This is a genomic window from Asticcacaulis sp., from assembly GCF_035497195.1.
Lineage (GTDB): Bacteria > Pseudomonadota > Alphaproteobacteria > Caulobacterales > Caulobacteraceae > Asticcacaulis.
On record NZ_DATJDZ010000027.1, the window covers coordinates 237051 to 260999 of the forward strand.

The window sequence follows — 23949 nt, forward strand, 5'->3', positions numbered from 1 at the left end:
AGTAAAACGTAAGCGTCCGATCGGCTGATTTTGTGTCGCGGTCGAATTAAGCGAAGTTCCGGAGATAAATCCGGAGCTATCTTCGGGGATATCTACGGAGCTTGGCGATCATGGCGCGGATGGAGATTATAACGGGTGGCGAGCGGCGCAGACGCTGGTCGGATGAGGAGAAATATCAGGTCCTGGCTGAAGCCGATGCGTTTGGTGTGAAGATCAGCGAGGTGGCTCGCCGATACGATATTCTTCCCCAGCAAATACGGCGGTGGCGTAAGGAGCTTTTGGAGCCCAAGGCGCCAGTACCGGTAACGAGCTTCGTACCTGTGTCACTGACGGATGGCGCCTCCACCGACGTGCTTCATACGGCAAGAACGCCAAAGCGATCGGCGACGGTCGAGATCGCGCTGCGCAATGGCCGGGTCCTCAAAGTGCCTGCTGATCTTGAGCGCAGTAGCCTGGCGTCGTTGATTGCGTGCGTAGAGGTCGCATGATTGGGCCGGCCGGCAATGTGCGTGTCTACCTGGCGTGTGGGGTGACAGACATGCGCAAAGGCATTGAGGGTTTGATCAGCCAGGCAGAAACGGTAATCCGTCAGGTGCCGAACTCAGGCGCCGTCTTTGCCTTCCGGGGCAAGCGGGGTGATAGACTGAAGATTCTCTGGTGGGACGGACAGGGATATTGCCTCTTTTACAAAGTGCTTGAGCGTGGTCGCTTCCCGTGGCCATCCGTCACGGATGGTGTGGCTCGGCTCACGTCAGCGCAACTGGGGATGCTGATCGAAGGTATGGACTGGCGACGGCCGGCATGGACATCAGCACCTTCACGAACAGGCTAGAAGCCTTATTTTATATGCGTTTTAAGCGAGTTGGTCTGGCAAAAGACGAGCAAATCAGCTAGTCTGACCGCCATGGATGCGCAGGCTCTGGCTGACATTACAGACGTAGAAACCCTGAGGGCAATCATCGCCGCGCAGGCCCTGCAACTGGACGAAGGCCAGGCGGAACTCCGCGCCGAAATCGTCAAGCGGGACTCGATCATCGATCTTTTGCGAGCGCAGTTGACCCTCCTGCGCCATGGCAAATACGGTCCATCATCAGAGAAGGCCGAACAGCTTGAGCTGATGCTGGAGGATCTGGAAGCCAACCGCGCGGAGGCACTGGTCGCTCTGCCGCCGCGTATGAGAGATAGCGCCGCGAAGGACAAACCTTCGCGCCAACCTTTGCCTGATCACTTGCCACGGGAAGACAAGATCTACGAGGCGCCATGCACCTGCCCCGACTGTGGGGGTTTTGCTTTCCTCAAGGCGCCTGACAGCGTGCACGAGGTGCTCGACTATGTGCCGGCCTCGTTCAAGGTGGTTCGGCATATCGAGAAGCGGCTGATCTGCAAGGGTTGCGACAAGACCCTGACGGGTGAGATGCCGCCACTACCAATTACGCGCGGCAAGGCCGGTGCTGGATTGCTTGCTCATGTTCTGGTCGCGAAGTTTGATGATCACCTGCCGCTCTATCGCCAGTCGGAGATCTACGCACGTGAAGGCGTCGACATCTCCCGCTCGACCCTGGCCGACTGGGTGGGACAGGCTTCGCACCTGCTAACGCCATTGGTCGAACAGATCAAAGCCCATGTGTTCTCTGGGGATCGGATACACAGCGATGACACGCCGGTATCGGTGCTGGAACCAGGCAAGGGCAGCACGAAAACCGGCCGCCTTTGGGTCTATGTGCGAGATGGCCGCGGCTATCAGGATCAGGCGCCGCCTGCGGTCGCCTATGCCTTCAGCCCAGACCGCAAGGGGGATCATCCCAAGGCCCATCTCTCTACCTTCAGCGGCGTGCTCCATGCAGACGGCTACGCCGGTTACAAGAAACTCTACGGCAACCGCATCACTGAAGCGGCTTGCTGGGCGCACGTCCGCCGCAAGATCCACGACGTCGTCAAGATCAAGTCGTCGCCGCTGGCTGAAGAGGCGCTTGCCCGCATCGGGGCGCTGTACGATATCGAGGCCCGCGTCAAAGGCATGCTGCCGGACGAACGCAGGGCAATCCGACAGGAACATGCCCGGCCAGTTGTCGATGCTTTGCATGTCTGGATCAAGGATACCCTTAAGCGCATCCCGCAGAAGCAAACCCTGGCGGAAGCGATGCGCTATGCCTTATCCCGCTGGGTGGCGCTGGAGGTCTATCTCGATGACGGTACGGTCGAGATAGACAACAATGCCGCGGAACGCGCCATCCGCCCAATCGCGGTCGGCCGCAACAACTGGTTGTTCGCCGGCTCCAATGCCGGTGGCGAGCGCACCGCCAATATCCTTACGCTCATCGAGACGGCAAAGCTGAATGGGCTTGAACCGGAGCGATATCTGATGGAAGTTATCAGTCGGGTCGGCAGCACAGCTACGGAGCGGCTTGAAGACCTGCTGCCGTGGGTTCGACGGTATAATAGCCACGGTGTCACATGAAATTATCTGAAGCGGCTTTCGCTGCTCGAGTTTATTTGAAATATTCTCTGATCGTGGCCGCCGGATCAGCCGCACTATACCTCGCCCTATGGTCAATTTTTTGGAACGACGCACTAGAAATAGCCTTCTACTGCACCGTTATTTATTTCGGCGTGAACTCAGGCACGATCATTGCCGGATTCCAAATAAAATGGACGCAAGGTCTTATTGCACTCGCTTGTGCCACCTTAATCGCGGCTATCCTGTTCAATGGCATGAAATACGGCCTAACACTCGCAAAGGCACAAGGAATTGAAGGTGCCTGGCTGGTGATAAATAGAACGAGCCCCAATCCTAGCTAGCTCACCGGACGCTTACAGTAAAACGGCAGCGTCGAAAAGCTGTATCTCTGAATTTGGCTGAACGCTTTTTGTTTCAGGTTTTGAAGAGCTACTTTAAGGTCAATGAAAGGAAGCAAAATTGAGTAAAATTGATCTTGCGGTCATCGATGGCGCCGAAGGCGACGTCTTCACTCTGGATAATGGAAAATACCTCTGCCTGCATTTTGATGGATTTCATATTCAATCGATGATGGCGATCGATGAACCGTTCAAGCTTTGCTTTTCATATGTTCAGGCAATGATGGCGTTCAAGCTGTTCAACTCAAATCCTCAGAATATACTTATTGTCGGCCTGGGGGGCGGATCACTCTCAAAACACTGTCATGTTAGATTCCCAGATGCCCGAATTAAGACTATAGAAATATCTCACGACGTGATTGCCCTCAGGGATAAGTTTTATATCCCCCAAAATAGTGAACGCTTCCAGATCGTCCAGGCAGATGCGCGTTCTTACCTGCCCTTGGTCAGGGAAACCAAAGACGTCATTCTACTGGACGCTTTCACTTCCAAAGGCTTACCGGAAGATTTGTGCTCGTGGGAATTCTACGAGAATTGCTATGAGGCGCTCCGGGTGGATGGAATAGTTGTCATCAACCTCATTCAAAGCGATCACAGACTCTATCGCATATTGGAGAGGATATCAGAGACGTTCTATGGCAATTGCCTGATTGCTTTCATCGAAGACTGTGGCAATTACATAGTCGTTGCGCGGAAAAGTCTTTTAAAAATTATCGATGATGCCCAGAATGATCGCCTGCGACTTGAAATCAAAGAACTTAACGGGGTAGATATTCCGCAATTTGAAACTTTCGAGTCATTCTACGCCTCCGATTATTAATATGTTTGTTCGGGAATATTGGGCTTCTGCCCGCGCCATTATGTCGATCAATTGCTGAAATGCTCAATGTTCGCGCCACAAGGCGCTGATCGAAGCTTCACATCTCTAAGCGCTAAAGATCGTTGGCCTCTGGCGGCGCAGGGGGGGGGCTCACATGCCTGGCTTTGTGAAGGCCATGCACCGAAATAACGCCCAGGACTCCTGCGGCAATCCAGAAAACTCCACCACCTATGAAGTGATAAAGAGCAACGCCCGCCAATCCGCCCACCAGGAACGCGATGATGGTCTGTAAATGCAACCTGAGGCGCGCGCCAATGGCCGCCGTTTCTGCCGCCGACCTGGGTTTCACCGCCGCATCGATCAAAAGACCCATTTCAATGCCAATATCGGTAGCCATTCCAGATACGTGCGTCGTGCGAACGCGTGCATCGGAGATCCTCGTGACGACGGCATTTTGCAACCCCATAAGGTAGGCAAGCCCAAAGATCATAAAAGCATTGCGCAACTCCGGATTAAGCCAAACCTGGGTGCCGCCGAGGATGGCCATCCCAACGCTTTCCACCAGAATGACCAAGGCGTAAATACCTGTAAAACCGCTGTGATGGCCGCGACTGATTAACAATGTCGAGCAGAACGCGCCGAAAACGAAAGCGACAACGATAGCTGCGTAGACAGACGCAGATCCGATCTGCCCCATGGCAAGATGATCGGATAGGGCGGAGACGTTGCCGGTCATATTGGCGGAAAAAAAGCCCAAGGCGTTGAAGGCAGCCGCATTCAGCGCACCCGCAACGCCCGCAAGCGTGCAGGCCAGCCATTGATCACTGGCGAAATTTCGCGCACTTCCTTGGCCGACCAACATCTTTGCGTCTCTCCTTCGGCATCAAGCCTTTTTCAGAAATTCAGTGCGCAACACCAAACCTTTGACTTTATCGGCGTTGCACTCAATTTGCGCTTCATCTTCGGTCAGTCGGATGTTCCTTATCAGCGTGCCGCGTTTGAGCGTGACTCCGCCTGAACCCTTAACCTTTAAATCTTTGATCAGGGTGACGCTGTCGCCGTCATTCAAACGGGTTCCGTTTGAATCTTTTACAACGAACTCACTGTCTTCATTTGCCATGTAGAATGTCCTTAAAAGTTTTCCAGCAACTTGCCAATTGGGCAATGTTACCGGTCTCTCAGTTTCCGTTTAAGTTACGAAATGATCATTAGGGCTGTCAGAACCCGCGTCGGAGTTTAATTTGCGATGCCCTCTGTGGTTGGCCATACAATACGCACTTGGCGGACGGACCAGATCGATGACACGGCGCTGACATACAAGGCCCCGAATGGAAAAGGCAGAGATCAAAAGCGGGAAAACCGCCGAGCCGTAGCCAATCCATAGTGCTAAACGCCATGTAGATATATAGAATGTCATTATTGCAAATCAACCCAGCCTTAGTAATGTTTAAAACATCACCTGTCCAGTATCTTCCTCATCCCGACCAGCCCAATTGCCAGACCTTTGGGGATAGGCTATATCCTGTGACCTTCCCGTAAGTAAAACTGCGAAACGCTTGTCCGGCACGGCCACCTGTCACCACAACCGCGATGCAATATGGATTGCCCAGATTGATAATTGAACTTTCAAGGGTGATGGTCTACGCATGAGCCTAATCTTAAGGGCTTATTCCACATGATGACCTCGGCACAACTGCGAGCCGCTCGCGCACTTTTGGGAATTGATCAGCGGGAGCTTGCCGAGATCTCCGGGGTGTCCATTGCGACCATCCAACGTATGGAATCCAGCGACGGAAATGTTCGTGGCGTTGTCGAGTCGCTGACCAAAGTCGTTGAAGCCCTTAACCGGCGTGGAGTTGAATTGATCAATGACAACGCGCAAAGCCAAAATGGCGGACGTGGCGTACGACTTAAACTGGCCGACGATTCGCCCCTTTAGATAAGTTCCAGACGTCGCGCCCTGCCGTAGGTCGCACAATAAGCTCCGGGGTAAGGAGCGCCTCTCATCTCATGGACACACCAAGTCAAAGCGTTCCGACTGCCCCCTCATTCACACGGCGGGTACCTCTGCATGGGGTGACGTCTTTTGAAATCAGATACTGGCGGTTAGGATGTTGATGACAAAACACGCCATCACGAATACGACCGCCGACAGGATAGACGCGCCATCCAGCAGGCATGACGCTTGATCCTTAACTATGACTAATTTATACCTGAGTTTTATGGCTTCGTGCAGAAGGCGAAGGCTGATCGGATTCGACCGGCCTTCCTTGGGATCGATTGCTGGCGAGCCGACAAATCCGCGTTATGAGAACGGGGTGCAGGCACAATGGAACGTCCAGTAGCTAAGTTTCCGGTGGCGCGGGGCCCGACGTTCTGGGAGCTCTTCACGCCCAAGCTCATTACTATCCTACGCGAAGGCTACCGAATAAGGGATTTTCGGGCCGACGTCATGTCAGGGCTGACAGTCGCCATCGTGGCCCTGCCGCTGTCGATGGCCTTGGCTATCGCCTCGGGCACAACGCCCGAGCGCGGTCTGTTTACCGCAGTGGTCGGCGGCTTCCTGATCTCTTGTTTGGGGGGAAGCCGTTTTCAAATCGGCGGACCGGCAGCAGCCTTCACGGTTATCGTGGCAACAACGATCAGCCGGCATGGCCTGGATGGTCTTTTCCTCGCCACCTTGATGGCAGGCGCCTTCCTTATCCTGCTCGGTCTGCTGCGCCTGGGCAGCTATATAAAGTTCATCCCCTACCCCGTGACCGTCGGTTTCATTTCCGGGATCGCCGTCATCCTGCTGGCCGGACAGGTTCATGATCTGCTGGGGCTCACCCTGGCGGGAAAGGAACCACCCAGTTTTATCCCAAAACTTGCGGCGATCGGCGCCGCCATATCCTCTGTCAACCCCTACGCCGTAGGCATTTCGCTAGGCACCATCGTCACGATCTCCGGCTTAAAACGATGGCGGCCGTCCTGGCCGGGCATGCTGATCGCCGTCGGCCTTGGTGCCCTTGTAGCCTTCTTGTTAAAGCTTCCGGTGGAGACCATCGGCACGCGTTTCGGGGGCATCCCGAGTTCGCTGCCGATGCCCATTCTGCCGCATATATCACTTGCAAAATTGCAAGCCGTTTTGCCCGATGCCGTCAGTTTCACGCTTTTGGGCGCCATTGAATCCTTGCTTTCGGCAATGGTCGCAGACGGCATGACCGGCAGACGTCACCGTTCCAATATGGAACTGGTCGCCCAAGGCATCGGCAATATCGGCTCTGCCTTGTTCGGTGGTATCCCTGTAACCGGAACTATCGCCCGGACAGCAACCAATGTCCGCTCCGGCGCGCGCGGTCCGGTCTCCGGCATTTTGCACGCCCTGTTCATCCTCCTGGCCATGCTCGTCGCGGCACCGCTCGCCCGCTATATTCCGCTGGCAGCACTTGCCGGCGTCCTGACCGTGGTGGCTTGGAATATGGCGGAAAAGCACGAAATCATTACCCTCATCCGCACGTCCAGGGGGGATGCCATCGTCCTGCTGGTAACAATAGGCCTCACGGTATTCCGATCCTTAAGCGAAGCGATCGTCGTTGGCTTTACGCTGGGCGCCTTACTATTCATTCACCGCATGTCAACCGCAACGAGCGTCGAGGCACATGTGCCGCCGGTGCCGGATGATTTGGCGGACGACACGGACGACGAACGCGTCCCTTACGACGCGAGTTTGGCGAAAGATCCTGCTGTCGTAATCTACCGGATCACAGGCGCCTTCTTCTTCGGCGCCGCCGGCGCAGTCAGCGCCGTGCTTGACGGTATCGCCGACCGCCACAAGGCCTTTATCCTGGATTTCTCAGCCGTGCCCTTCATCGATACGACCGCCGCCAATTCGATTGCCGGCGTCGTCCGCAATGCGCACGGTCGTAAGGTGGCTGTCGTGATTTCCGGGGCTGCGGCAGATGTCCGCCGAGCCCTTGAAACGCGTGGGGTCGACGCTTCCATGGCCATTTTTTGTGACGAACTCCGCGAGGCTGTCGATGTCGCGCATGCTGTTGCTCGGCAAAAAGTGCATCCCGGCAACGCGTAGCTTACGCGTTCGCCTTGTGTCCGTTAAGTTGGGGCAGGGCAGCGATCTTGCCGTTGTTTACGACCCTAAGGGTGAAATCGCGACGGCCTAACATGTCAAGGATATGCCGACATCTGTTCTGATCGATCGGGATGGCATGGTGCGTTACGTCCACAAAGGCTTCTTTCCCGCCCAGACCGCAGAATATGGCCGTCAGGTGGAGGTATGGCTCCATGAGAAATAGCCTCCGATTTGTCCGTCTGGCGGGCGCACTGCTTGCCCTGTCCGCAATTGCCTCCCTTGCCGGATGCGCCTCGCTTGGCGCCAAGCTCTGGGACCGCGACCTGCTGGCGACCAAGGCGATGGCGCTGAACACCCATCCCCACATCGCCGCCGCCGATGACCACATTTATTTCAGTAAAGAAGTAGCTTCCCGACCATTGGCAGGCCTTCGCCCAAGGCCAAGGCGCCACGGGCGAACGAATGACGGAGATCGTGGATGCGCACATCGTCCAAGCCGGCAGCCGCTCACTATGACTGGCCGCTTGCGGCATACATTGTCATAGCTTTACGTTCCGGATTCGCAGGCTGTTGGCGATAACGGAAACGGAACTGAAGGCCATAGCGGCTGACGCGATTATGGGCGAGAGAAGAAGACCAAACGCCGGATAGAGGACGCCTGCGGCAATCGGCACGCCAATCAGATTGTAGGCGAAAGCGAAGACCAGGTTCTGCTTGATGTTGCGCATGACGGCGCGGCTCAGGGCGCGCGCCCGAACGATTCCGTCGAGGTCACCCTTGATCAGGGTGATGCCCGCGCTCTCCATGGCGATGTCGGTTCCGTTGCCCATAGCGATGCCCACGGTCGCCGCGGCAAGGGCAGGGGCGTCATTGACGCCATCGCCGGCCATTGCCACCTTGCGACCTTCCTTGATCAGGCGCTCGATGACGTCAGCCTTGCCATCCGGCAGAACATCGGCCTCAACCTCGTCTATGCCTAAATCTTTCGCTACCGCTTTCGCGGTGATTGCGTTGTCGCCTGTCAGCATCACGAGGCGCAGAGTCTCGCCCTTCAAAGCTTTAAGGGCCGCGACGGTCGATGGCTTTATCGGATCAGCGACGACAATGACCCCGACAGGCTTACCATCGACGGATGCGTAGATGGCGGTCTGTCCTTTGTCACGATAGGGCTGGGCGAGTGCCGCGAGCGTACCATCATCGCTGATGAAAGCCACATTCCCAAGTGACACCTCGGTCCGGTCAATAAACCCCGTAACCCCTTTACCCGAAGGTGCTTTGAAATTCGCAACGGCAAAGGCAGGCACACCTTTTGCCTTCGCGCCCTTGACGATGGCATCAGCGATCGGATGCTCGCTGACCGCTTCCAGGGAAGCTGCCAGTGACAACAGCCTGTCAGGATCGAACCCGCCGATGGTCTTCACGTCGATCAGTTTGGGGCGGCCTTCCGTCAGGGTGCCGGTCTTGTCGAATACCAGCGTATCGACGCTTTCAAAAGCTTCAAGCACGGCTGCGTCCCGCACCAGAATGCCCTCTTTTGCGGCACGGCCCGTGCCGGCCATGATCGACATGGGCGTAGCTAACCCCAGCGCGCACGGGCAGGCAATGATCAGCACGGCAATGGCGTTCAAAATCGCGTAGCCGAGCTTCGGTTCTGGCCCAAAGACAATCCAGGCGATAAAGGTTACAAGCGAGACCGCGATCACAGCCGGCACGAAGTATCCGGACACGATATCAGCAACGCGCTGAATTGGCGCGCGCGAGCGCTGCGCCTGGCCGACGCGGTTGACGATCTGGGCCAGCAGGGTGTCGTTGCCGACGCGGGTGGCCTTCATAACAAAGCCGCCCGACTGATTGACGGTGGCGCCCGTGACCTTGTCGCCGGGGCCTTTCGTGGCTGGCATGGCTTCGCCGGTCAGCATGGATTCATCGACGTGACTCGTGCCTTCGGTCACCTCGCCGTCCGTCGGGATTTTCTCACCGGGTCGAACGCGCAATAGATCGCCGATCTTCACCTGTTCGAGCGGTATAGTTTCTTCGTCCTGGCCGTTCAGCCGATGCGCCGTGGCGGGGGCCAGCTTCAATAGCGCCCGTATCGCATTGCCGGTCTGCGCCCGTGCCTTAAGTTCAAGCACCTGGCCGACGAGAACAAGGGTGGTGATGACGGCGGCGGCTTCGAAATAGACATCCGGCCGCATGGTCATTGATCCGGCCCCCATAGGATGAGGGAAAAGCCCAGGCGCAAAAACGGCCACAACAGAGTAGGCCCAGGCCACCAGAACGCCGAGGGCGATCAGGGTAAACATGTTGAAGTGGCGTGTTTTCAGCGAGTCCCAACCGCGAACGAGAAAGGGCCAGCCGCAACCGAGGGCGACAGGCGTTGCCAGGATCATTTGAATCCCCAGCGATGCCGGTTCGGATACATACTTTGAAAGGCCGATGTGCGCTCCCATGGCGAGGATGGCGACAGGCACACTCAGAGCCGTCGCGATCCAAAGCCGGCGCGACATATCCTTCAGTTCGTGATTTTCCGGCTCTTCGAGGGTTATAAGTTCAGGTTCCAGCGCCATGCCGCAGATGGGGCACGAACCTGGCCCCTCCTGACGGATTTGCGGGTGCATGGGGCAGGTATAGATGACGGCTTCACCCGCCTTGGGCACAGGCGGCGGCCCGACATGAGCCTTGTCATGATGAGCGCGATGGCTGTGACCTTCATGGTCATTTTCCCGAACCATGGCCGCGTCCGTTTTTGAATGGCAACACGAGGCGGAAACATCGGATTCCGTTTCTTTATTAGTGCCTGTGGCTTTCGTCTCGCTCTCGATGGGCACGAGAGTCATGTGACAAATCGGGCATGATCCAGGCCCGTCTCGTCTGACCTCAGCGTGCATCGGGCAGGTATAATGTTTTCCGGCCGCCGTCTCCGACTTGCCGTGCTGGCAGCCCGAAGCCTTGCCGGCCTCTGGCATGGAGCCGGTTGCGTGTTCGTGCGACATCGTTGCCTCCTATTCGTACTTCTTGAGAAGAACCATGATTTCGGCGAGTTGCTTGTCGCGTGTCGTCTCGTCGCCGCACGCGCAGGATTTGGCGAGGCAGGATTTCATGTGCGTTTCCAGCACGCCAAGCTCGATGGTCTTGATAGCGCTGCGCACAGCGCGAAGCTGGGTGAGTATATCGACGCAATACTGACCTTCGCCGATCATGCGCTTGATGCCTTCGATCTGACCTGCGGCCCGGTTTAAGCGGGCGAGTTGCCCGGCATGTGATGGATGTTCAGTCATAGTGACCTCATTGGACATGTTGTCGGAATATACCCTATGGGGGTATATTGCAAGCGCGGTTCCCACCTGGTCCAAAAATCATCACCTGTGCACGTATGCGCAACCGGCGAGCCAATCGAAAACTTGATTTGATCATGGTCAAGGCGACGGTTTTGTTTCCAGATATTTGTGGTCAATCACAGGAGGCAACCCATGTCCATCAAGTCCATTCTCAATATATTCGGCGGTGAGGCTTACGAATTGAACGCCCTGACTGCGGCGCTCGCCATCACGCACACGAGCCGGGCCACTTTGCGAATATTGCATCTCGTTGAGCCGCCTGTTGTGTCCGACGTGACAGGCATCGGCATCTACAGTGGTTTGGTGTACGGTGACCTTGCGACGGTTGAGCGCGTGGATCAGGAGACGAAGGCCCTGACGCAGGCGGCGAAAACCTATGCCGAGGCATATTGCCATCATCAGAATGTCCCTTTGCTGAGTGAAGGGACGCAGGTCACAATGGGGCAGGCCCAGGCTTTCTTTCGGGCGGTCACAGGGGATGTACGCGATAATTTGCCACGTGAGGCTTCTACCGCCGATCTCATCGTCACCGACTACGACAACCGGCCCGAGGGAGACCTTAGTGTTATTTTGACGGGTTTATTCAATGCGGATCGGCCTGTACTGGCGGTGCCCCGCCAGCCAGCGTCCGCCGTGCGAACCGAGGGATATTGCCAGACAATCATGTTCGCGTGGGATGGTAGCGTGCCCAGCGGCAAGGCTCTACGCGAAGCGGTGGCACATATGCTGCATGCTACGAACATTTTCGTCGTAAGGGTAATGTCTGACGATGGGGCGGTTGACGAACAGGTGAGATCAGACCTGATAACCTACCTGCGCAGCCACTGCATTGACGCCGAGTTTCTGTTCGTCGAGCGCGACAAGCGAAAGGTCGGCGAAATTCTGCTGCAGGAAGCGACGCGTCTCAAAGCCGATATGCTGGTGATGGGAGCGTACGGTCGCGGTCATATCAGCGAAATGCTGTTGGGCGGCGTAACTGATTACGTGTTGAAGCACGCGAACCTGCCGCTTCTGTTGGCGCATTAAACCTGGAGCGTCGGGGCAGGCCTGCGCCGTCTGTCTGTTGCACAAGCCATTTGACCCAGGTCAATGTCGGACGTGACAGTCTGGCATAGCTTACCTCAATACCTAAATACCGGAGCGAGGTCATGTCGATCAAAACCCTGCTGTGCGTGTTCAGCGGCGAGGCCAGTGAGCTTGGCGCCCTGGAGGCGGCCTTTACATTGACGCGGGCGCATACTGCGGTTCTGCGTATCCTGCATCTGGCGGACCCGCCCATTCTCTATGAGGCGATCACTGATTATGGCGTGGCAGCCTCTGGATTGGACGTGCTTGAAAAGGATGCGCGGCACCTGAGCGAAGCCGCCCAGGCCTATGCGGCCGATTATGCCGCGCGGTACGCAATCAAGCTGCATATAGACGGCTCGCCAGATATGCCGCCATTACAGGCGCGGTTTCAGACTTTGATTGGCGGCGCCAGTGATTTGCTCCCTGCGCAAAGCCGTACAGCCGATATGATTGTGGTTGCGGGCGATAACCGCCCAACAGGCGAATTCGAGGTTGTTTTCTCTGTATTGTTCCACGCCGGGCGGCCCGTTCTCGTTGTCCCGCACAATCTCGAACGCCCCTTTGCCTCATCGGGGCATCCCGGAACGGTGGCTTTGGCCTGGGATGGCAGTGTCGCGGCCGCGCGAGCGATACGCGACGCGCTTCCGTTGATGCAGCACGCCAATGCCGTTTATCTGCTGTGTGTCGAGGAAGGGGCGGAGATTCCGGGCGAATCTTCAACTTCCGATATGGTGGCCTACCTGCATAGCCATTCCATTTCAGCGGAAAGGCTTCGATTGCCGAGAAATGTCCAAAACGTTGGCGCAGTTTTGCTAACGCAAGCCGCTCGTCTTGGCGCCGATCTGCTGGTTATGGGCGCCTATGGCTCCGGGCACCTGGGCGAAATGTTTCTGGGTGGTGCGACGGACCACGTACTTAAACATGCCCGTCTCCCGCTCCTGTTGTCACGGTGAAGGGATCAAATATGGTGGAAGCGACACTTTCGGCTCCTGATGGCGAGGCGCCTGGCTGGAAAGTCAGTGTCGGACCGATCTGGAGCGGGAGCTATTTGTCCTGCCTCGATTGCAACGATTTTTGTTGAGACATTTCAGGGAGACTGATTGTGACCGAAACGATTTCTCAGCCCATTGAATTTGAGTGCATCGCCAGTGGCGAAGACCGCGAACTCAGCATCATTTGTATTCTGGCGGGGTCGGCTCGGGCACGTGCATCACCAGCGAAAACCGTGGCATACACGGCAAACGAAGACCTGCCCGACGAGATTCGTCACAGCCTTCCCCTATACATCCAGACTCTATATCGAGAAATCTATAATCACACCTGGGCACACCATGTCATGCCCTTGCGTCGTTCATTTACGGTGCGTCACGACGAGGCGGCCAAACGCGCCGCATGGGCGGCAGTCCGTCGTCTCTACGTTCAACGCGAAGGCACATGGGTGCGCCGTACGGCGAACTGACCTGTTTCTGATTTTCACCAGTAGATCCGCGTTTTAAGCGCCGATCATGAACACCTTTCGGTTGGCTCGCTAATGATGGATTGCCTTATCGCGCTTTAGAAGTTGGGTCGTTTGATTGAAATCAATCGGAGCGGGGGGTCTTCCGGTAAAAGAGCAAAGCCGTGCGTTTACATAACGAAGGCAAGCTTTAGACAGGAAGCGACCTATGTGCTTTTCGGCCCCGGTTAGTTTCGCTGCCAGTGCTTTGGTGTCAGGCGTCGGCTTTTTAGCCCTGCGCACCGTTCATCGTCCACGGGAACGCCTTTTTGCCAGTATCCCATTGTTGTTCGGAATTCAGCAGGCCATTGAGGGTGCCCTTTGGCTTGCCTTGCCCCTCGCACCCAATGGCGCGCTGGTTCACGGCCTCACCCAAGCCTATGCCTTTTTTGTCGGTGTATCCTGGCCAATCCTTATCCCTTTAAGTCTAATCCTGATTGAACCGCGATGTTCGCGCATGAGGGCGATGCGCCTGATGCTAGGTCTTGGGCTTGTCGCAGCGGTCTACACCCTGACGGTCATGGGATTTTACGGTTTTACTGTCCACGTGGACAATCAATGCCTCGTCTATGGCAATCCCGCCGGCATCTGGCCGGGCATGATTGCTGTTTATCTGGTGGCGACGTGTGGGGCGTTCTTTATTGCGAGTGACGAGCATCTACGATGGATCGGAATCGCCAATGTCATAGGATTCGGCGTCGCTCTCAGCTTTTTTCAACTCAATTTTCCGTCCGTCTGGTGCTTTTTTGCTGCGCTCATCAGTAGCCTGATCTACCTCTATGTCAGGCAGGACGAACCGACGAGAACGGCTAGGCGGGAGAGCCAGGCTTAGGGCACTTTGATGGAGGCCTCCGCCGCGGAAGGTGTGAACGCACTGGTTCCACGGCCACCGGCACCGCAGGTCGGAACCAAACCGCGTGTCCCGCAATCGGCCACAGCCATCGAAATCATCGCGGATATGCAGCTATGGAAAGAAAGCCAGCCCCCGGACTGTCTGATCGGTTTGCTCGCTCAAACCATGGAGGGCATCCGTTTGTGCCGCGCCTGCAATGGGTGGGAGCGGGGCAAATGTCCGGTGATGTCATGGCAGGCTCTTGCGAATATGTGTTTGGATATGCCCGCCACGCATTCCCATCCGACGGGTGGGATGATGCTGTTGGTAGGCGAAGAACCAGTGCTTGGCGGCTTCGGTCGTGGCCAGATATAGCAGGGTGATCAGACCAAGGCCGGCCATGACAGGAAGCGGCAGGGGCACGAGACCGAACCAGGCCGCCGCCGGTGTGAAAGGCAGAGCCGCAGCGAGAACGGCGACGCCGGCCGTTAGCCGTGTCAGCCAGGCGCCGGGATGGCTTCTCCAGATTGGTTGCCGCGTCCGGACAACGAAAACAATAGCCAGTTCGGTAATCAGGGATTCCACAAACCAGCCGGTCTGAAAGCGGCTCGCCGAGGTATTTGCAATATGAAGCAGAAACACAAAGGTGACCAGGTCGAACGCCGAACTGATCAGCCCGAAGCAGACCATAAAACGACGGATATAGCCGATGTCCCAACGCTTGGGGGATCGCGTAACGCTGCTCTCCACCGTGTCGGTGGCGATGGCCATGGACGGCACATCGGAGAGAAAATTGTTCAGAAGGATTTGTTTCGCCAGAAGAGGGAGGAAGGGCAGGAAGAGCGACGCCACAGCCATGCTGATCATATTGCCGAAATTGGCGCTGGTGGTGATCGAGATATATTTGAGGGTATTGACGAAGGTTTTGCGCCCGTCGTTGACACCCGTCAGCAGAACCCCGAGGTCCTGCTTTAGAAGGATGATATCGGCCGCTTCCCGCGCGACCTCGACGGCCGTGTCGACAGAGATGCCGATGTCGGCCTCATGCAAGGCGGGGGCATCATTGATGCCATCGCCGAGATAACCCACCACATGGCCGGCCTGTCGCAGGGCGGCGACTATGCGCTCCTTCTGGTTGGGGTCGATTTCGGCAAAGATGTCGGTGCGGGGCGCCGCCGCGAACAGGGCTTCGCGCGTCATCTGGCTGAGATCGGCGCCCGTCATAACAGCCGGCGCCTTGAAGCCGATTGCCCCGGCCAGATGACAGGCGACATAGCGGTTATCGCCGGTAATCATCTTGATATGGATGCCCCGGTTCGCCAGCGAAACCAGAGTTTCCTTGATTCCCGCCTTGGGTGGGTCGAGAAACAGAAGAAAACCGGCCAGCGTCATGGCAGTCTCGGTTGCAGGGCCATCAAGCGTGATGCCGGTCATCTCGCGAGACGCCACGGCCAGAACGCGGAACCCCTGCGCGCTCCAGGACCGAAACCGTGCGTCGATGGCATCACGATCGGCCTGCTCCAGCAATCTGAGACCAGCGCCCGCCTGGAAATGCGTACAGGCCCCCAGTACGGGTTGCACGGCGCCTTTACAGATTAACACATCGCCGCTGGTGGCGCCGTGTTCCCGAACCAGGACCGACAGGCGTTTTCGTGAAAAATCGTAGGGAACCTCCCCCATCTTGACGCAATCAGCGTTTTCATCGCTGGAAATCGGAGCCGCGAGGATCGCGTCATCGAGGGCATTCTTCAAACCCGTCTGCAAACCGGCATTAAGCCGCGCCAGATGCAGAACAGAGGTGGAAGGGCGACCGGACGCATCGAACGCCGCATCGAGCCTGATGACCCCTTGGGTCAAGGTGCCGGTCTTGTCCGTGCACAACACGTCCATGCTGCCCAGGTTTTCGATGGCTTCCAGGCGGCGGACGATCACGCCATCTTTCGCCATTCGCCGTGCCCCTCGCGCCAGCGTGACACTGATGATGGCCGGCAGGAGCTCTGGCGTAATGCCGACGGCGAGCGCCAGTGAAAACAGCAAAGAGTCGATGAATGGCCGATGCAGGAACAGATTGGCGGCGAAGACAACCAGGACCATCACCAGCATGATCTGGGTCATCAGCGCACCGAATTGGCGGATGCCGCGTGCGAAGTCCGTCTCCGGTATTTTTCTCTCGACGGCTTCGGCGATGCGCGCAAATTCCGTCCGCGTGCCGGTAGCGACCATGACAGCCAGGGCCGTACCGCTGCGGACTGAGGTGCCTGCGAAAACGGCATTGGTGCGCGCCGCCATCGTGGCTCCAGGCGCCGAAATAGTCGCAGACTTCAGGACAGGGAAGGGTTCGCCCGTCAAAACGGCTTCGGTGACGTTGAAGTCGCAGGCTTCGAGGATCAGGCCGTCGGCGGGTATAAGGGCGCCGGCTGCCAGCCGCACCACATCGCCTGGTACCACGTCGTCGGCCGCTATTGTCACGGCGACCCCGTCACGAAGGACTTCGACTTTATGGGATAGCCTTTTTTGCAGGGCTTGCACGGCGCGCGAAGCGCCATACTCCTGGGTGAAGCCGAGGATACAACTGGCCAATACGATAAGCACGATGATGAAGGCTTCATGCCCTTGCCCGACGGCCGCCGAAATCATCGCCGCGACGATCAGGATCAGGACCAGGGGGCTGCGCACCTGACGTAGGAAAAGGCCGAAGGGCGAGGTTCGGCGGGCAGGTTTCAGATGGTTCGGTCCAACGGTTTTCAAACGAGCGGCGGCGACGTCTGCGGGCAGGCCGCGAACGCTGGACGTTAATGACTGCAACACATCCCCAGCCGCCTGCGACCAGAATGGCGGCGTGGTGGGCGAATTGTTACTCGCAGCCGAAATGGTATGCAGGGACAGAGCGGAGGGCTTCAATGGATGGTTCATTAGCGCAGCTTGCGCAAACCGGAGCCATTGCAATTGAGCCTGATCAAACTGGCGTAAGTTCAGACTTCTTTTTGCCCAAAAGACCCTTTAACGGGTAAGGCGAATGATGATTTCCCGCCGTCACCTTATTGCCTCAGCTATCGGGACGCTTGCCGCCGCACCTCTTGTCGCACGCGCTGGCGATCCTTCGGCGCCTGTTAGCAAGGACGCCACGAGACAGCTCGCCTTCTACCATACACATACGGGCGAAAATATAAGCCTGGCCTATTTCGAAGGCGGGCAATATCAGCCTGACGCGCTCGCCGAACTCAACCATTTCATGCGCGACTGGCGGACAGGCGCGGTTCATGACATTGCCCCCGGTCTGCTCGACCAGCTTTACGCCTTGCAGACGAAGGTCGAAACGCCGGGAGCCTTCAACATCATTTGCGGTTACCGTTCGCCCGCGACGAATGAAATGCTGCATGAGCGTTCCGATGGCGTCGCCAAGCATAGTCTGCATATGGAGGGGCGCGCCATGGATCTCAGCCTGCCTGGCAAGGACCTTGCGCACCTCCATGCAGCCGCGGTCAGTCTCAGGGCTGGCGGGGTGGGCTATTATCCCGCTTCGGACTTCATCCATATGGATACCGGTGGCGTGCGCTACTGGAGCTAGGTTCGCATTGATTTGATGCAGATCAAGGTAGGCGGGCCCCGACTGCCTAAAAGGGGGGCATGTCTCATACGCCCCTTAGCCGCTACATCCGTCCTCTTTGTCTCGCCTGTCTCGTCATTTTCAGCGTCTGTAACGCCGAAGCCGCGATGCCTGATGGTGATCTTATTGGCATCGCTCAAAACTACACCGTGCAAAAGGGTGACAGTGTAAGCGCCGTTGCTCGCCATTTTGATATCGGCGTTGTTGAATTGCTGGCTGCAAATCCGGCGGTAACGTCCGCAAAATTGGTGGTTGGTCAACAGCTCTCTATCCCGCAGTCTCATATTCTGCCGGCGGCGCCGCACGCAGGTGTTGTGATTAATCTGGCGGAACTGCGCCTATTTTATTATGGACCGGACGGAAACGTAACGACCTTCCCGATCAGCATCGGGAAAGAGGGCTGGCTCACACCGACGGGCACGACCGAGATAGTTCTGAAACGCAAGAACCCGACCTGGACGCCGCCCGCGTCGATCCGCGCCGAAGATCCGAAACTTCCAGCGATTGTGCCTGCCGGACCGAACAATCCGCTTGGCCAATACGCGCTCAGCCTGGGTTGGGCAGGGTACGCCATTCATGGCACCAACGCGCCGTCCAGCATTGGCAAACCCTCCAGTCATGGCTGCATGCGAATGTACCCGGAAGACATCGCGGTCCTGTTCAACCTGGTCGGGGTGGGCACGCCTGTCACTATCGTCGATACGCCGGTCAAGTTCGGATGGGTCGGTGACAGCCTGTACATGGAAGTGACCCCCACTCAGGCCCAGGCGCGTGACGTTGTGCGATACCGCGCCCCTGCGCCTATAGATACAGGAGGAATGGAAGCCACCCTTCTGAGAATGGAACTGCAGGGCGTTCGCATTGATTGGGTCGCGGCGAAGGCGGCGCTTTTGGTGCATGACGGTATTCCCGTCATTGTCGGGACCTGGTCTGGGGCGGTGAAGGCTTTCTAAAGGGAACCAACGCGCAGGAAACGCTTGCTCAAGACAGTCCCAAGGGAAGCAATGCTGCGAGACGGTCGAGGAAAATCGCCTGTCCGGGGATTATGTGCCGGCGGGCGTCGGCAGTCGAAAACCAGGCCGCTCGATCAATCTCCGGAAAACTTTGCTTGTGTCCAGACTTAGGGGGCCATTCCATTTCGAAGCGGTTACTGCGGAGTGTGGCAATGTCGAATGCCGCCTCAGCCGCGAACGCTGTGATACGCTTGCCTGACGGCTGCCTGGCTTCACCGAGGGACGTCAGGGGCGTTGTCAATACGAGTCCGATTTCTTCGGCCAGTTCACGGCGAGCGGCGTCTTCGGCGGGTTCGCCGCTCGTATATTCGCCCTTCGGGATCGACCACGCACCCAAGTCCCGCTTTGACCAGAATGGTCCGCCGGGATGAACGAGCAGCACCCGAAGGCCTTTATTGCCCGTTTCAAAAAGAATTATGCCTGCGCTCAGGATGGCCATGTCGCATCATGATCATTCGATTTGACCTGCGTCAATGTCGTCGCGGACAGGCGGCGCAAAGTGTTGCCGCCAAACGACGAGGCGGATGGTCCGCTTCGCAAGACAAGGAGATCGTCATGTCTGACAAGGACCTGAGACAGAATATTATCGACCAGCTGGACTTCGAACCGGGCGTCAACGCGGCACACATTGGGGTCGCTGTAGACCGCGGCATCGTCACCCTGACGGGGCATGTCACGACCTATGGCCAGAAGATACTGGTTGAAAAAGCCGTTCAACATATAAAGGGGGTGCATGGCATCGCCGAGGAAATCGAGGTGCGTCCGTTTGGTGACCCCCTTAATTCTGACGAAAACATCGCGAAGCGCGCGCTTAATATCATCAACTGGAACACGTTCGTTCCGAACGATGCCGTGCAGGTGAAGGTGCAAAAGGGTTGGGTCACCCTGACAGGCAAGCTGGAATGGCAGTTCCAGCGCACCGAAGCCGAAGATGCGGTTCGGCGGCTGGCCGGCGTTATCGGTGTGACCAACAGCATCGAACTCACGCCCCAGGTATCGGTCGCGGATGTAAAAAAGCGCATTGAAGATGCCCTGAAGCGTTCCGCCTCTGTTGAGGCCGCTGGGATCCACGTCAATGTCGTCGATGGCGGCAAGATCAAGCTCGAAGGTAAGGTCCACGACTGGGCCGAACGCAATGCCGCAGAACGCGCGGCCTGGTCGGCGCCGGGCGTCCGCGCCGTTGAAGATCATTTGATGTTCACCTGAAGTAGCGAAAACACTCGAGAAGCGGGCGCACCTAAACTGTGCCCGCTGCTCGATTTTTTCGGCCCCATGCTTTTTATTTCAACTTCTACTCTGGCTGGGCGATCATACCGCTGCCCCAAACAGGTGTCCGATGCCGGCGGTGGCGGCCAGCGCAAGCGCAGCCCAAAACGTAACCCCAACCGCGGCTTTCAGCCGACTAGCCCCCTAGGCGGTCATGTCTTCCAGAATGTCCCAGCGCAACACATCGAGATGGCGCGACGTCTCCAGACGGATAATGCGAGCTGCTTTGAGCTTGGTGAGGACGCGTGAAACCGTCTCGATTGTCAGCCCGAGATAGTCGGCCATGTCAGCGCGCGACATTGGCAGGTCAATGACGTCATGGTCGCGCGAGTCCTGGCGACTGGCCATTTCAATAAGGAAGGCGGCGACCCGGCCAGCGGCATCATTGCGGCCGACAGTCAGCAAGTGATCGTGTGCACGATTGAGAGAACTCAAGGCCAGCTTGAAAAGTTCATGGGACAATTCGGCTTCACTGCCGGGACGCAGGACGCGAAGTCCCACGAGATTGACGGCATCCGCGAAAAAGTGACGCGCGGCGCCCGACTCGAAACCGAAAATTTCGCCGGGCATCTGAAAGGCGCAGATTTGACGACGGCCATCGGCCAGCAGGCGGTAAATGCGGACGACCCCGAAGGCGACTTGATAAAGCGCACCGGACTTGTCGCCCTCGGCGTAAATTTCGGCGCCGGGATTAAAGACGGCCATAGGACCACTCAGCAGGTGGTCGAGGCGGCCGCCGATTTCGACGGAAGTCGCCGGATGGCGATGGAGGGGGACGGGGCTGTAGGCAGGAACTGCGTCAAACATTGATGTCTCTCCGTTAACAAGCGTTAAGACATCAATGCCCGTAAAACTCTAAGCTCGGTATTCGGTTTTATCCGTACGGGATTCTACTTAGACCGTTCCGGTTGCTCCGGCACGAGTGCGCGAAGCGTATCGATGAGGGCACGGTCGAGGAGGGGTTTGCGAACAACAGTTGCCTCCGGCAGCGGCGGCAACAACCGGTTCCGACCGGCCAAGATCACGACTTTTCTGCCAAGAGCGGTCAGTTCTTCATCGCCGGAATAGCCTTTTGGAAAGGCGGCATGATCAATGACGATGGCATCGGGCCGATTGGCGCGGTATTCGGACGGCCATGTGACTCCGGTTTCAACGGAGAAACCCTCTGCCTTCAGCATGAAGGCAAGCGAATGTTTCAAGTCGGGGTCCGGGGCGATAACAAGTACACCTGGCGCGAAATCGGAAGGGGAAGGTTTCATGCCTCGAACTTAAATCAGATGATGCCGGATTAAATTGACCGGGATCAATTGCCACCGGACGTGTCGCGTGCCAGGTCGATGAGGAGCGTCATGCGCACCAGTTCCGGCAGGCTTTTGGCCTGCATTTTACTCATGATATTGGCGCGATGCACTTCGACGGTGCGAGGGCTGATTTCGAGATCATAGGCGATCGTCTTGTTGGGCAAACCGGTCACGATGCCAACCAGGATCTCCTGTTCCCTGGCGGTGAGATATTTGAGACGCTCGTAGGTTTCTGCCTTGTCATTATCAACGTTTTCCTGGACGTCTGCCGTTGCGCAGGCCCGATGGATGGCGTCGATAATCACGTCGTCAGCAAAAGGCTTCTCAATAAAATCAATGGCGCCGGCCTTCATTGCGGCCACCGCCATGGGCACGTCGCCGTGGCCGGTCACAACGATCGCGGGGACCTTGTGCCCGCGTCGAGTCAGGGCTTCCAACAGTTCGACGCCGTTCATCTCCGGCATACGAAGATCCGTCACGAGGCAAACGCCCGAAGTATCCGATAATGCAGCGAGAAATGCGCGGCCGCTGTCATGGGCCCGCACGGCGAAGCCCGCCGACATCAACAGGAAAGCCAGTGAAGCCCTGACCGGCGCTTCGTCATCGACAATGTGAATAATGCGATCCATGCTCATGTCTCACCCTCATCGTCGATTTTATCGTTCACCAAGGGCAGCGTGAAGCGGAAAGTGGCGCCGCCATTGGTATTGCCGCCGACATTGATCTGGCCGTAATGAGCTTCAATGATACGTTTGGAAATGGCAAGGCCGATCCCCATGCCGCCGGGCTTGCCACTGACGAACGGCTGGAACAAATGTTGCGCGACCTCGTCACTTATGCCCGGTCCGGTGTCGGCAATCTCTACGGCGACAGTGCGCTCATCAACAAGCACTGTGGACAGGGTGAGTTCCCGGCGCATCGACTGGCCCATGGCTTCGCCGGCATTGCGCATCAGATTGATGAGAACCTGCTGGATTTGCACGCGATCGACGAATACGGCATCGGAATCAGCCTGGTAGTCAAATACAGCCTTGATGCCTTTTTCGCGCCAGCCGGTGAGAGCGAGGGCGGCCGCCTCTTCAATGATCGAACGCAGGCTTTCACGCTTCATCTCCGTAGTGCCGTGCGTCGCTGACTCACGCAAGTGATGGATAATCTTTCCGGCCCGCAACGATTGTTTCGCGGCTTCTTCAAGCGCATTGCGGACGTTGACAATCGTTTCGTCGGTAGAGTCCCGCAACATGCGGACACACCCTTGCACGTAGTTGGCTATTGATGACAGTGGTTGATTCAGTTCATGCGCCAGTGTTGAAGCCATTTCTCCGAGTTCGTTGATTCGGGACAGTCGCGCCAGTTCCCCATGCAGTTGCTCCAGTTGAGCCTCCACATCGGCGCGCTCGGTCAGGTCGCGGATAAAGCCCGTGAAATACACCGTGCCGCCCGACCGGACCTCGCCAACGGACAACAATATCGGAAAGGTCGATCCGTCGCGGCGTTGGGCCGCCACAACGCGGCCTTTTCCGATAATGCGTTTCTCCCCTGTGTTCTTGTACCGGAGGAGATAGGCATCGTGTTCCCCCTGATAAGGCTGCGGCATGAGTAGTTTGACATTTTGGCCGAGCACATCTGTTTCAGAGTAGCCGAATTGCCGTTCGGCGGCCGTATTGAAGGAGATGATGAGGCCCGCATCATCGATCACAATGGCGGCGTCCGGAATGGTTCGGAAAATGGCTCGGATCTGCTCATCACGCCGATCGAGCTTTTCTTCGGTCATCACCGCATCATGTCGCATGCGATGAAGCATCTCCCCCATCCAGGCAATCAGACCGCCGATAACAGCATAGATCGCGATAACGCCGATACTCTGGGTGAGTGTGTCCGCATGGTTGCTGAGTTGCAGCGCCAGAATAATCGAAAGCGCCGCGGCTGTCAGCCCGGGACCGAATCCGCCGACAATCGCGCTGGCGAGAATGCCGGGTACGAAGATGGCGAAGGCCGCTCGATCACCGACCAAATGTCCAAGTCCCTGACGGATACCGAATGCGGCGGCGCTGCTGAGGACGGCAAAGCCATAGCTCGGCCATCCCGTATACCGGCCGACGAGAATACCATCATAAAAATGCGCTCTACGCTGGCGCAAATGATCAAAGACATCTTTCACGTAGAAACCATCCGCCGGAGTGAAGTTGTGGCAGCAAGTAACACTCGCTTTTGGGGCGAATTTCATTGAGCGCTGATAAAGTGAAATAAGTCAACGCGGGTTATTGCCACATCTTGAGCCGCA

General features: G+C 57.2%; 25 protein-coding genes. 15 read left to right on the plus strand and 10 right to left on the minus strand.

Annotated elements, in window-relative coordinates; genetic code table 11:
- Positions 1-110 precede the first annotated feature (110 nt).
- The 5 genes from tnpA to VL130_RS17000 all read left to right on the plus strand — a co-directional run bounded on the left by tnpA (position 111) and on the right by VL130_RS17000 (position 3676).
- The gene (tnpA, locus tag VL130_RS16980; RefSeq protein ID WP_325364712.1) at positions 111-488 is read left to right on the plus strand and encodes an IS66-like element accessory protein TnpA; all 378 of its coding nucleotides are present in this window, start codon (positions 111-113) and stop codon (positions 486-488) included.
- Positions 485-832: an IS66 family insertion sequence element accessory protein TnpB gene (gene tnpB, locus VL130_RS16985; RefSeq protein ID WP_325364714.1), complete on the plus strand. Its 348-nt coding sequence runs from the start codon at positions 485-487 to the stop codon at positions 830-832. The genes tnpA and tnpB overlap by 4 nt, the downstream gene beginning before the upstream one ends.
- Positions 833-904: 72 nt before the next feature.
- A complete protein-coding gene (gene tnpC, locus VL130_RS16990) occupies positions 905-2458 on the plus strand; it encodes an IS66 family transposase (RefSeq protein ID WP_325364716.1) in 1554 nt (517 codons plus the stop codon).
- Positions 2455-2799 carry a hypothetical protein gene (locus VL130_RS16995; protein WP_325364718.1) on the plus strand — a complete coding sequence of 115 codons (345 nt, stop codon included), beginning with the start codon at positions 2455-2457 and terminating at the stop codon, positions 2797-2799. The genes tnpC and VL130_RS16995 overlap by 4 nt, the downstream gene beginning before the upstream one ends.
- 118 nt (positions 2800-2917) lie before the next feature.
- The gene (locus VL130_RS17000; protein WP_325364720.1) at positions 2918-3676 is read left to right on the plus strand and encodes a fused MFS/spermidine synthase; all 759 of its coding nucleotides are present in this window, start codon (positions 2918-2920) and stop codon (positions 3674-3676) included.
- Positions 3677-3788: 112 nt separating this feature from the next.
- Here VL130_RS17000 and VL130_RS17005 read toward each other — a convergent pair whose 3' ends face one another.
- Entirely contained in the window at positions 3789-4538 is a 750-nt protein-coding gene (locus tag VL130_RS17005) for a YoaK family protein (RefSeq protein WP_325364722.1), read from the minus strand.
- A gap of 21 nt (positions 4539-4559) precedes the next feature.
- Positions 4560-4796 (minus strand): alkylphosphonate utilization protein, encoded by a 237-nt coding sequence (locus VL130_RS17010; RefSeq protein ID WP_325364724.1) that lies wholly within the window; start codon positions 4794-4796, stop codon positions 4560-4562.
- Positions 4797-5351: 555 nt separating this feature from the next.
- Here VL130_RS17010 and VL130_RS17015 point away from each other — a divergent pair.
- The 3 genes from VL130_RS17015 to VL130_RS17025 all read left to right on the plus strand — a co-directional run bounded on the left by VL130_RS17015 (position 5352) and on the right by VL130_RS17025 (position 8290).
- The gene (locus tag VL130_RS17015) at positions 5352-5615 is read left to right on the plus strand and encodes a helix-turn-helix transcriptional regulator (RefSeq protein WP_325364725.1); all 264 of its coding nucleotides are present in this window, start codon (positions 5352-5354) and stop codon (positions 5613-5615) included.
- Positions 5616-6005: 390 nt separating this feature from the next.
- Positions 6006-7745 (plus strand): SulP family inorganic anion transporter, encoded by a 1740-nt coding sequence (locus VL130_RS17020; protein ID WP_325364727.1) that lies wholly within the window; start codon positions 6006-6008, stop codon positions 7743-7745.
- Positions 7746-8086: 341 nt separating this feature from the next.
- On the plus strand, positions 8087-8290 hold the full coding sequence (locus VL130_RS17025) for a DUF4266 domain-containing protein (protein ID WP_325364884.1): 204 nt from the start codon (positions 8087-8089) through the stop codon (positions 8288-8290).
- Here VL130_RS17025 and VL130_RS17030 read toward each other — a convergent pair.
- Together VL130_RS17030 and VL130_RS17035 are read right to left on the minus strand one after the other, a co-directional pair.
- Entirely contained in the window at positions 8285-10711 is a 2427-nt protein-coding gene (locus VL130_RS17030; protein WP_414636323.1) for a copper-transporting P-type ATPase, read from the minus strand. The genes VL130_RS17025 and VL130_RS17030 overlap by 6 nt on opposite strands.
- 36 nt (positions 10712-10747) lie before the next feature.
- On the minus strand, positions 10748-11023 hold the full coding sequence (locus VL130_RS17035) for a metal-sensitive transcriptional regulator (protein ID WP_325364731.1): 276 nt from the start codon (positions 11021-11023) through the stop codon (positions 10748-10750).
- Positions 11024-11215: 192 nt separating this feature from the next.
- On the opposite strand from VL130_RS17035, the gene VL130_RS17040 reads away from it, so the two are divergent.
- The 4 genes from VL130_RS17040 to VL130_RS17055 all read left to right on the plus strand — a co-directional run bounded on the left by VL130_RS17040 (position 11216) and on the right by VL130_RS17055 (position 14478).
- Positions 11216-12109: a universal stress protein gene (locus VL130_RS17040; protein WP_325364733.1), complete on the plus strand. Its 894-nt coding sequence runs from the start codon at positions 11216-11218 to the stop codon at positions 12107-12109.
- 122 nt (positions 12110-12231) lie between these two features.
- On the plus strand, positions 12232-13104 hold the full coding sequence (locus tag VL130_RS17045; protein ID WP_325364734.1) for a universal stress protein: 873 nt from the start codon (positions 12232-12234) through the stop codon (positions 13102-13104).
- Between the two features lie 149 nt (positions 13105-13253).
- Positions 13254-13610, plus strand: a complete 357-nt coding sequence (locus tag VL130_RS17050) for a ChaB family protein (protein ID WP_325364736.1) — start codon at positions 13254-13256, stop codon at positions 13608-13610.
- Positions 13611-13815: 205 nt separating this feature from the next.
- The gene (locus tag VL130_RS17055; RefSeq protein WP_325364738.1) at positions 13816-14478 is read left to right on the plus strand and encodes a DUF6629 family protein; all 663 of its coding nucleotides are present in this window, start codon (positions 13816-13818) and stop codon (positions 14476-14478) included.
- Between the two features lie 249 nt (positions 14479-14727).
- Here the strand turns inward: VL130_RS17055 and mgtA are convergent, their stop codons facing one another.
- Complete coding sequence (gene mgtA / locus VL130_RS17060; protein ID WP_325364740.1) at positions 14728-17391, minus strand: magnesium-translocating P-type ATPase; 2664 nt, start codon at positions 17389-17391, stop codon at positions 14728-14730.
- Positions 17392-17494: 103 nt separating this feature from the next.
- On the opposite strand from mgtA, the gene VL130_RS17065 reads away from it, so the two are divergent.
- A complete protein-coding gene (locus VL130_RS17065; RefSeq protein ID WP_325364742.1) occupies positions 17495-18046 on the plus strand; it encodes a DUF882 domain-containing protein in 552 nt (183 codons plus the stop codon).
- 59 nt (positions 18047-18105) lie between these two features.
- Entirely contained in the window at positions 18106-19038 is a 933-nt protein-coding gene (locus VL130_RS17070) for a L,D-transpeptidase family protein (RefSeq protein ID WP_325364744.1), read from the plus strand.
- Between the two features lie 28 nt (positions 19039-19066).
- Here VL130_RS17070 and VL130_RS17075 read toward each other — a convergent pair whose 3' ends face one another.
- A complete protein-coding gene (locus tag VL130_RS17075; protein ID WP_325364746.1) occupies positions 19067-19537 on the minus strand; it encodes an NUDIX domain-containing protein in 471 nt (156 codons plus the stop codon).
- 116 nt (positions 19538-19653) lie between these two features.
- Here VL130_RS17075 and VL130_RS17080 point away from each other — a divergent pair, with 116 nt between their 5' ends.
- The gene (locus VL130_RS17080) at positions 19654-20304 is read left to right on the plus strand and encodes a BON domain-containing protein (RefSeq protein ID WP_325364748.1); all 651 of its coding nucleotides are present in this window, start codon (positions 19654-19656) and stop codon (positions 20302-20304) included.
- A gap of 204 nt (positions 20305-20508) precedes the next feature.
- On the opposite strand, the gene VL130_RS17085 is transcribed toward VL130_RS17080, so the two are convergent.
- From VL130_RS17085 to VL130_RS17100, 4 genes are all read right to left on the minus strand, one after another.
- Complete coding sequence (locus VL130_RS17085; protein ID WP_325364750.1) at positions 20509-21171, minus strand: helix-turn-helix domain-containing protein; 663 nt, start codon at positions 21169-21171, stop codon at positions 20509-20511.
- 83 nt (positions 21172-21254) lie between these two features.
- Positions 21255-21623, minus strand: coding sequence for a hypothetical protein (locus VL130_RS17090; protein WP_325364752.1), 369 nt, complete (start codon positions 21621-21623; stop codon positions 21255-21257).
- A 44-nt stretch (positions 21624-21667) separates the two neighbouring features.
- Positions 21668-22300 (minus strand): response regulator FixJ, encoded by a 633-nt coding sequence (fixJ, locus tag VL130_RS17095; RefSeq protein ID WP_325364754.1) that lies wholly within the window; start codon positions 22298-22300, stop codon positions 21668-21670.
- The gene (locus VL130_RS17100) at positions 22297-23892 is read right to left on the minus strand and encodes a PAS domain S-box protein (protein WP_325364756.1); all 1596 of its coding nucleotides are present in this window, start codon (positions 23890-23892) and stop codon (positions 22297-22299) included. Before VL130_RS17100 ends, fixJ begins: the two co-directional genes overlap by 4 nt.
- Positions 23893-23949 lie beyond the last annotated feature (57 nt).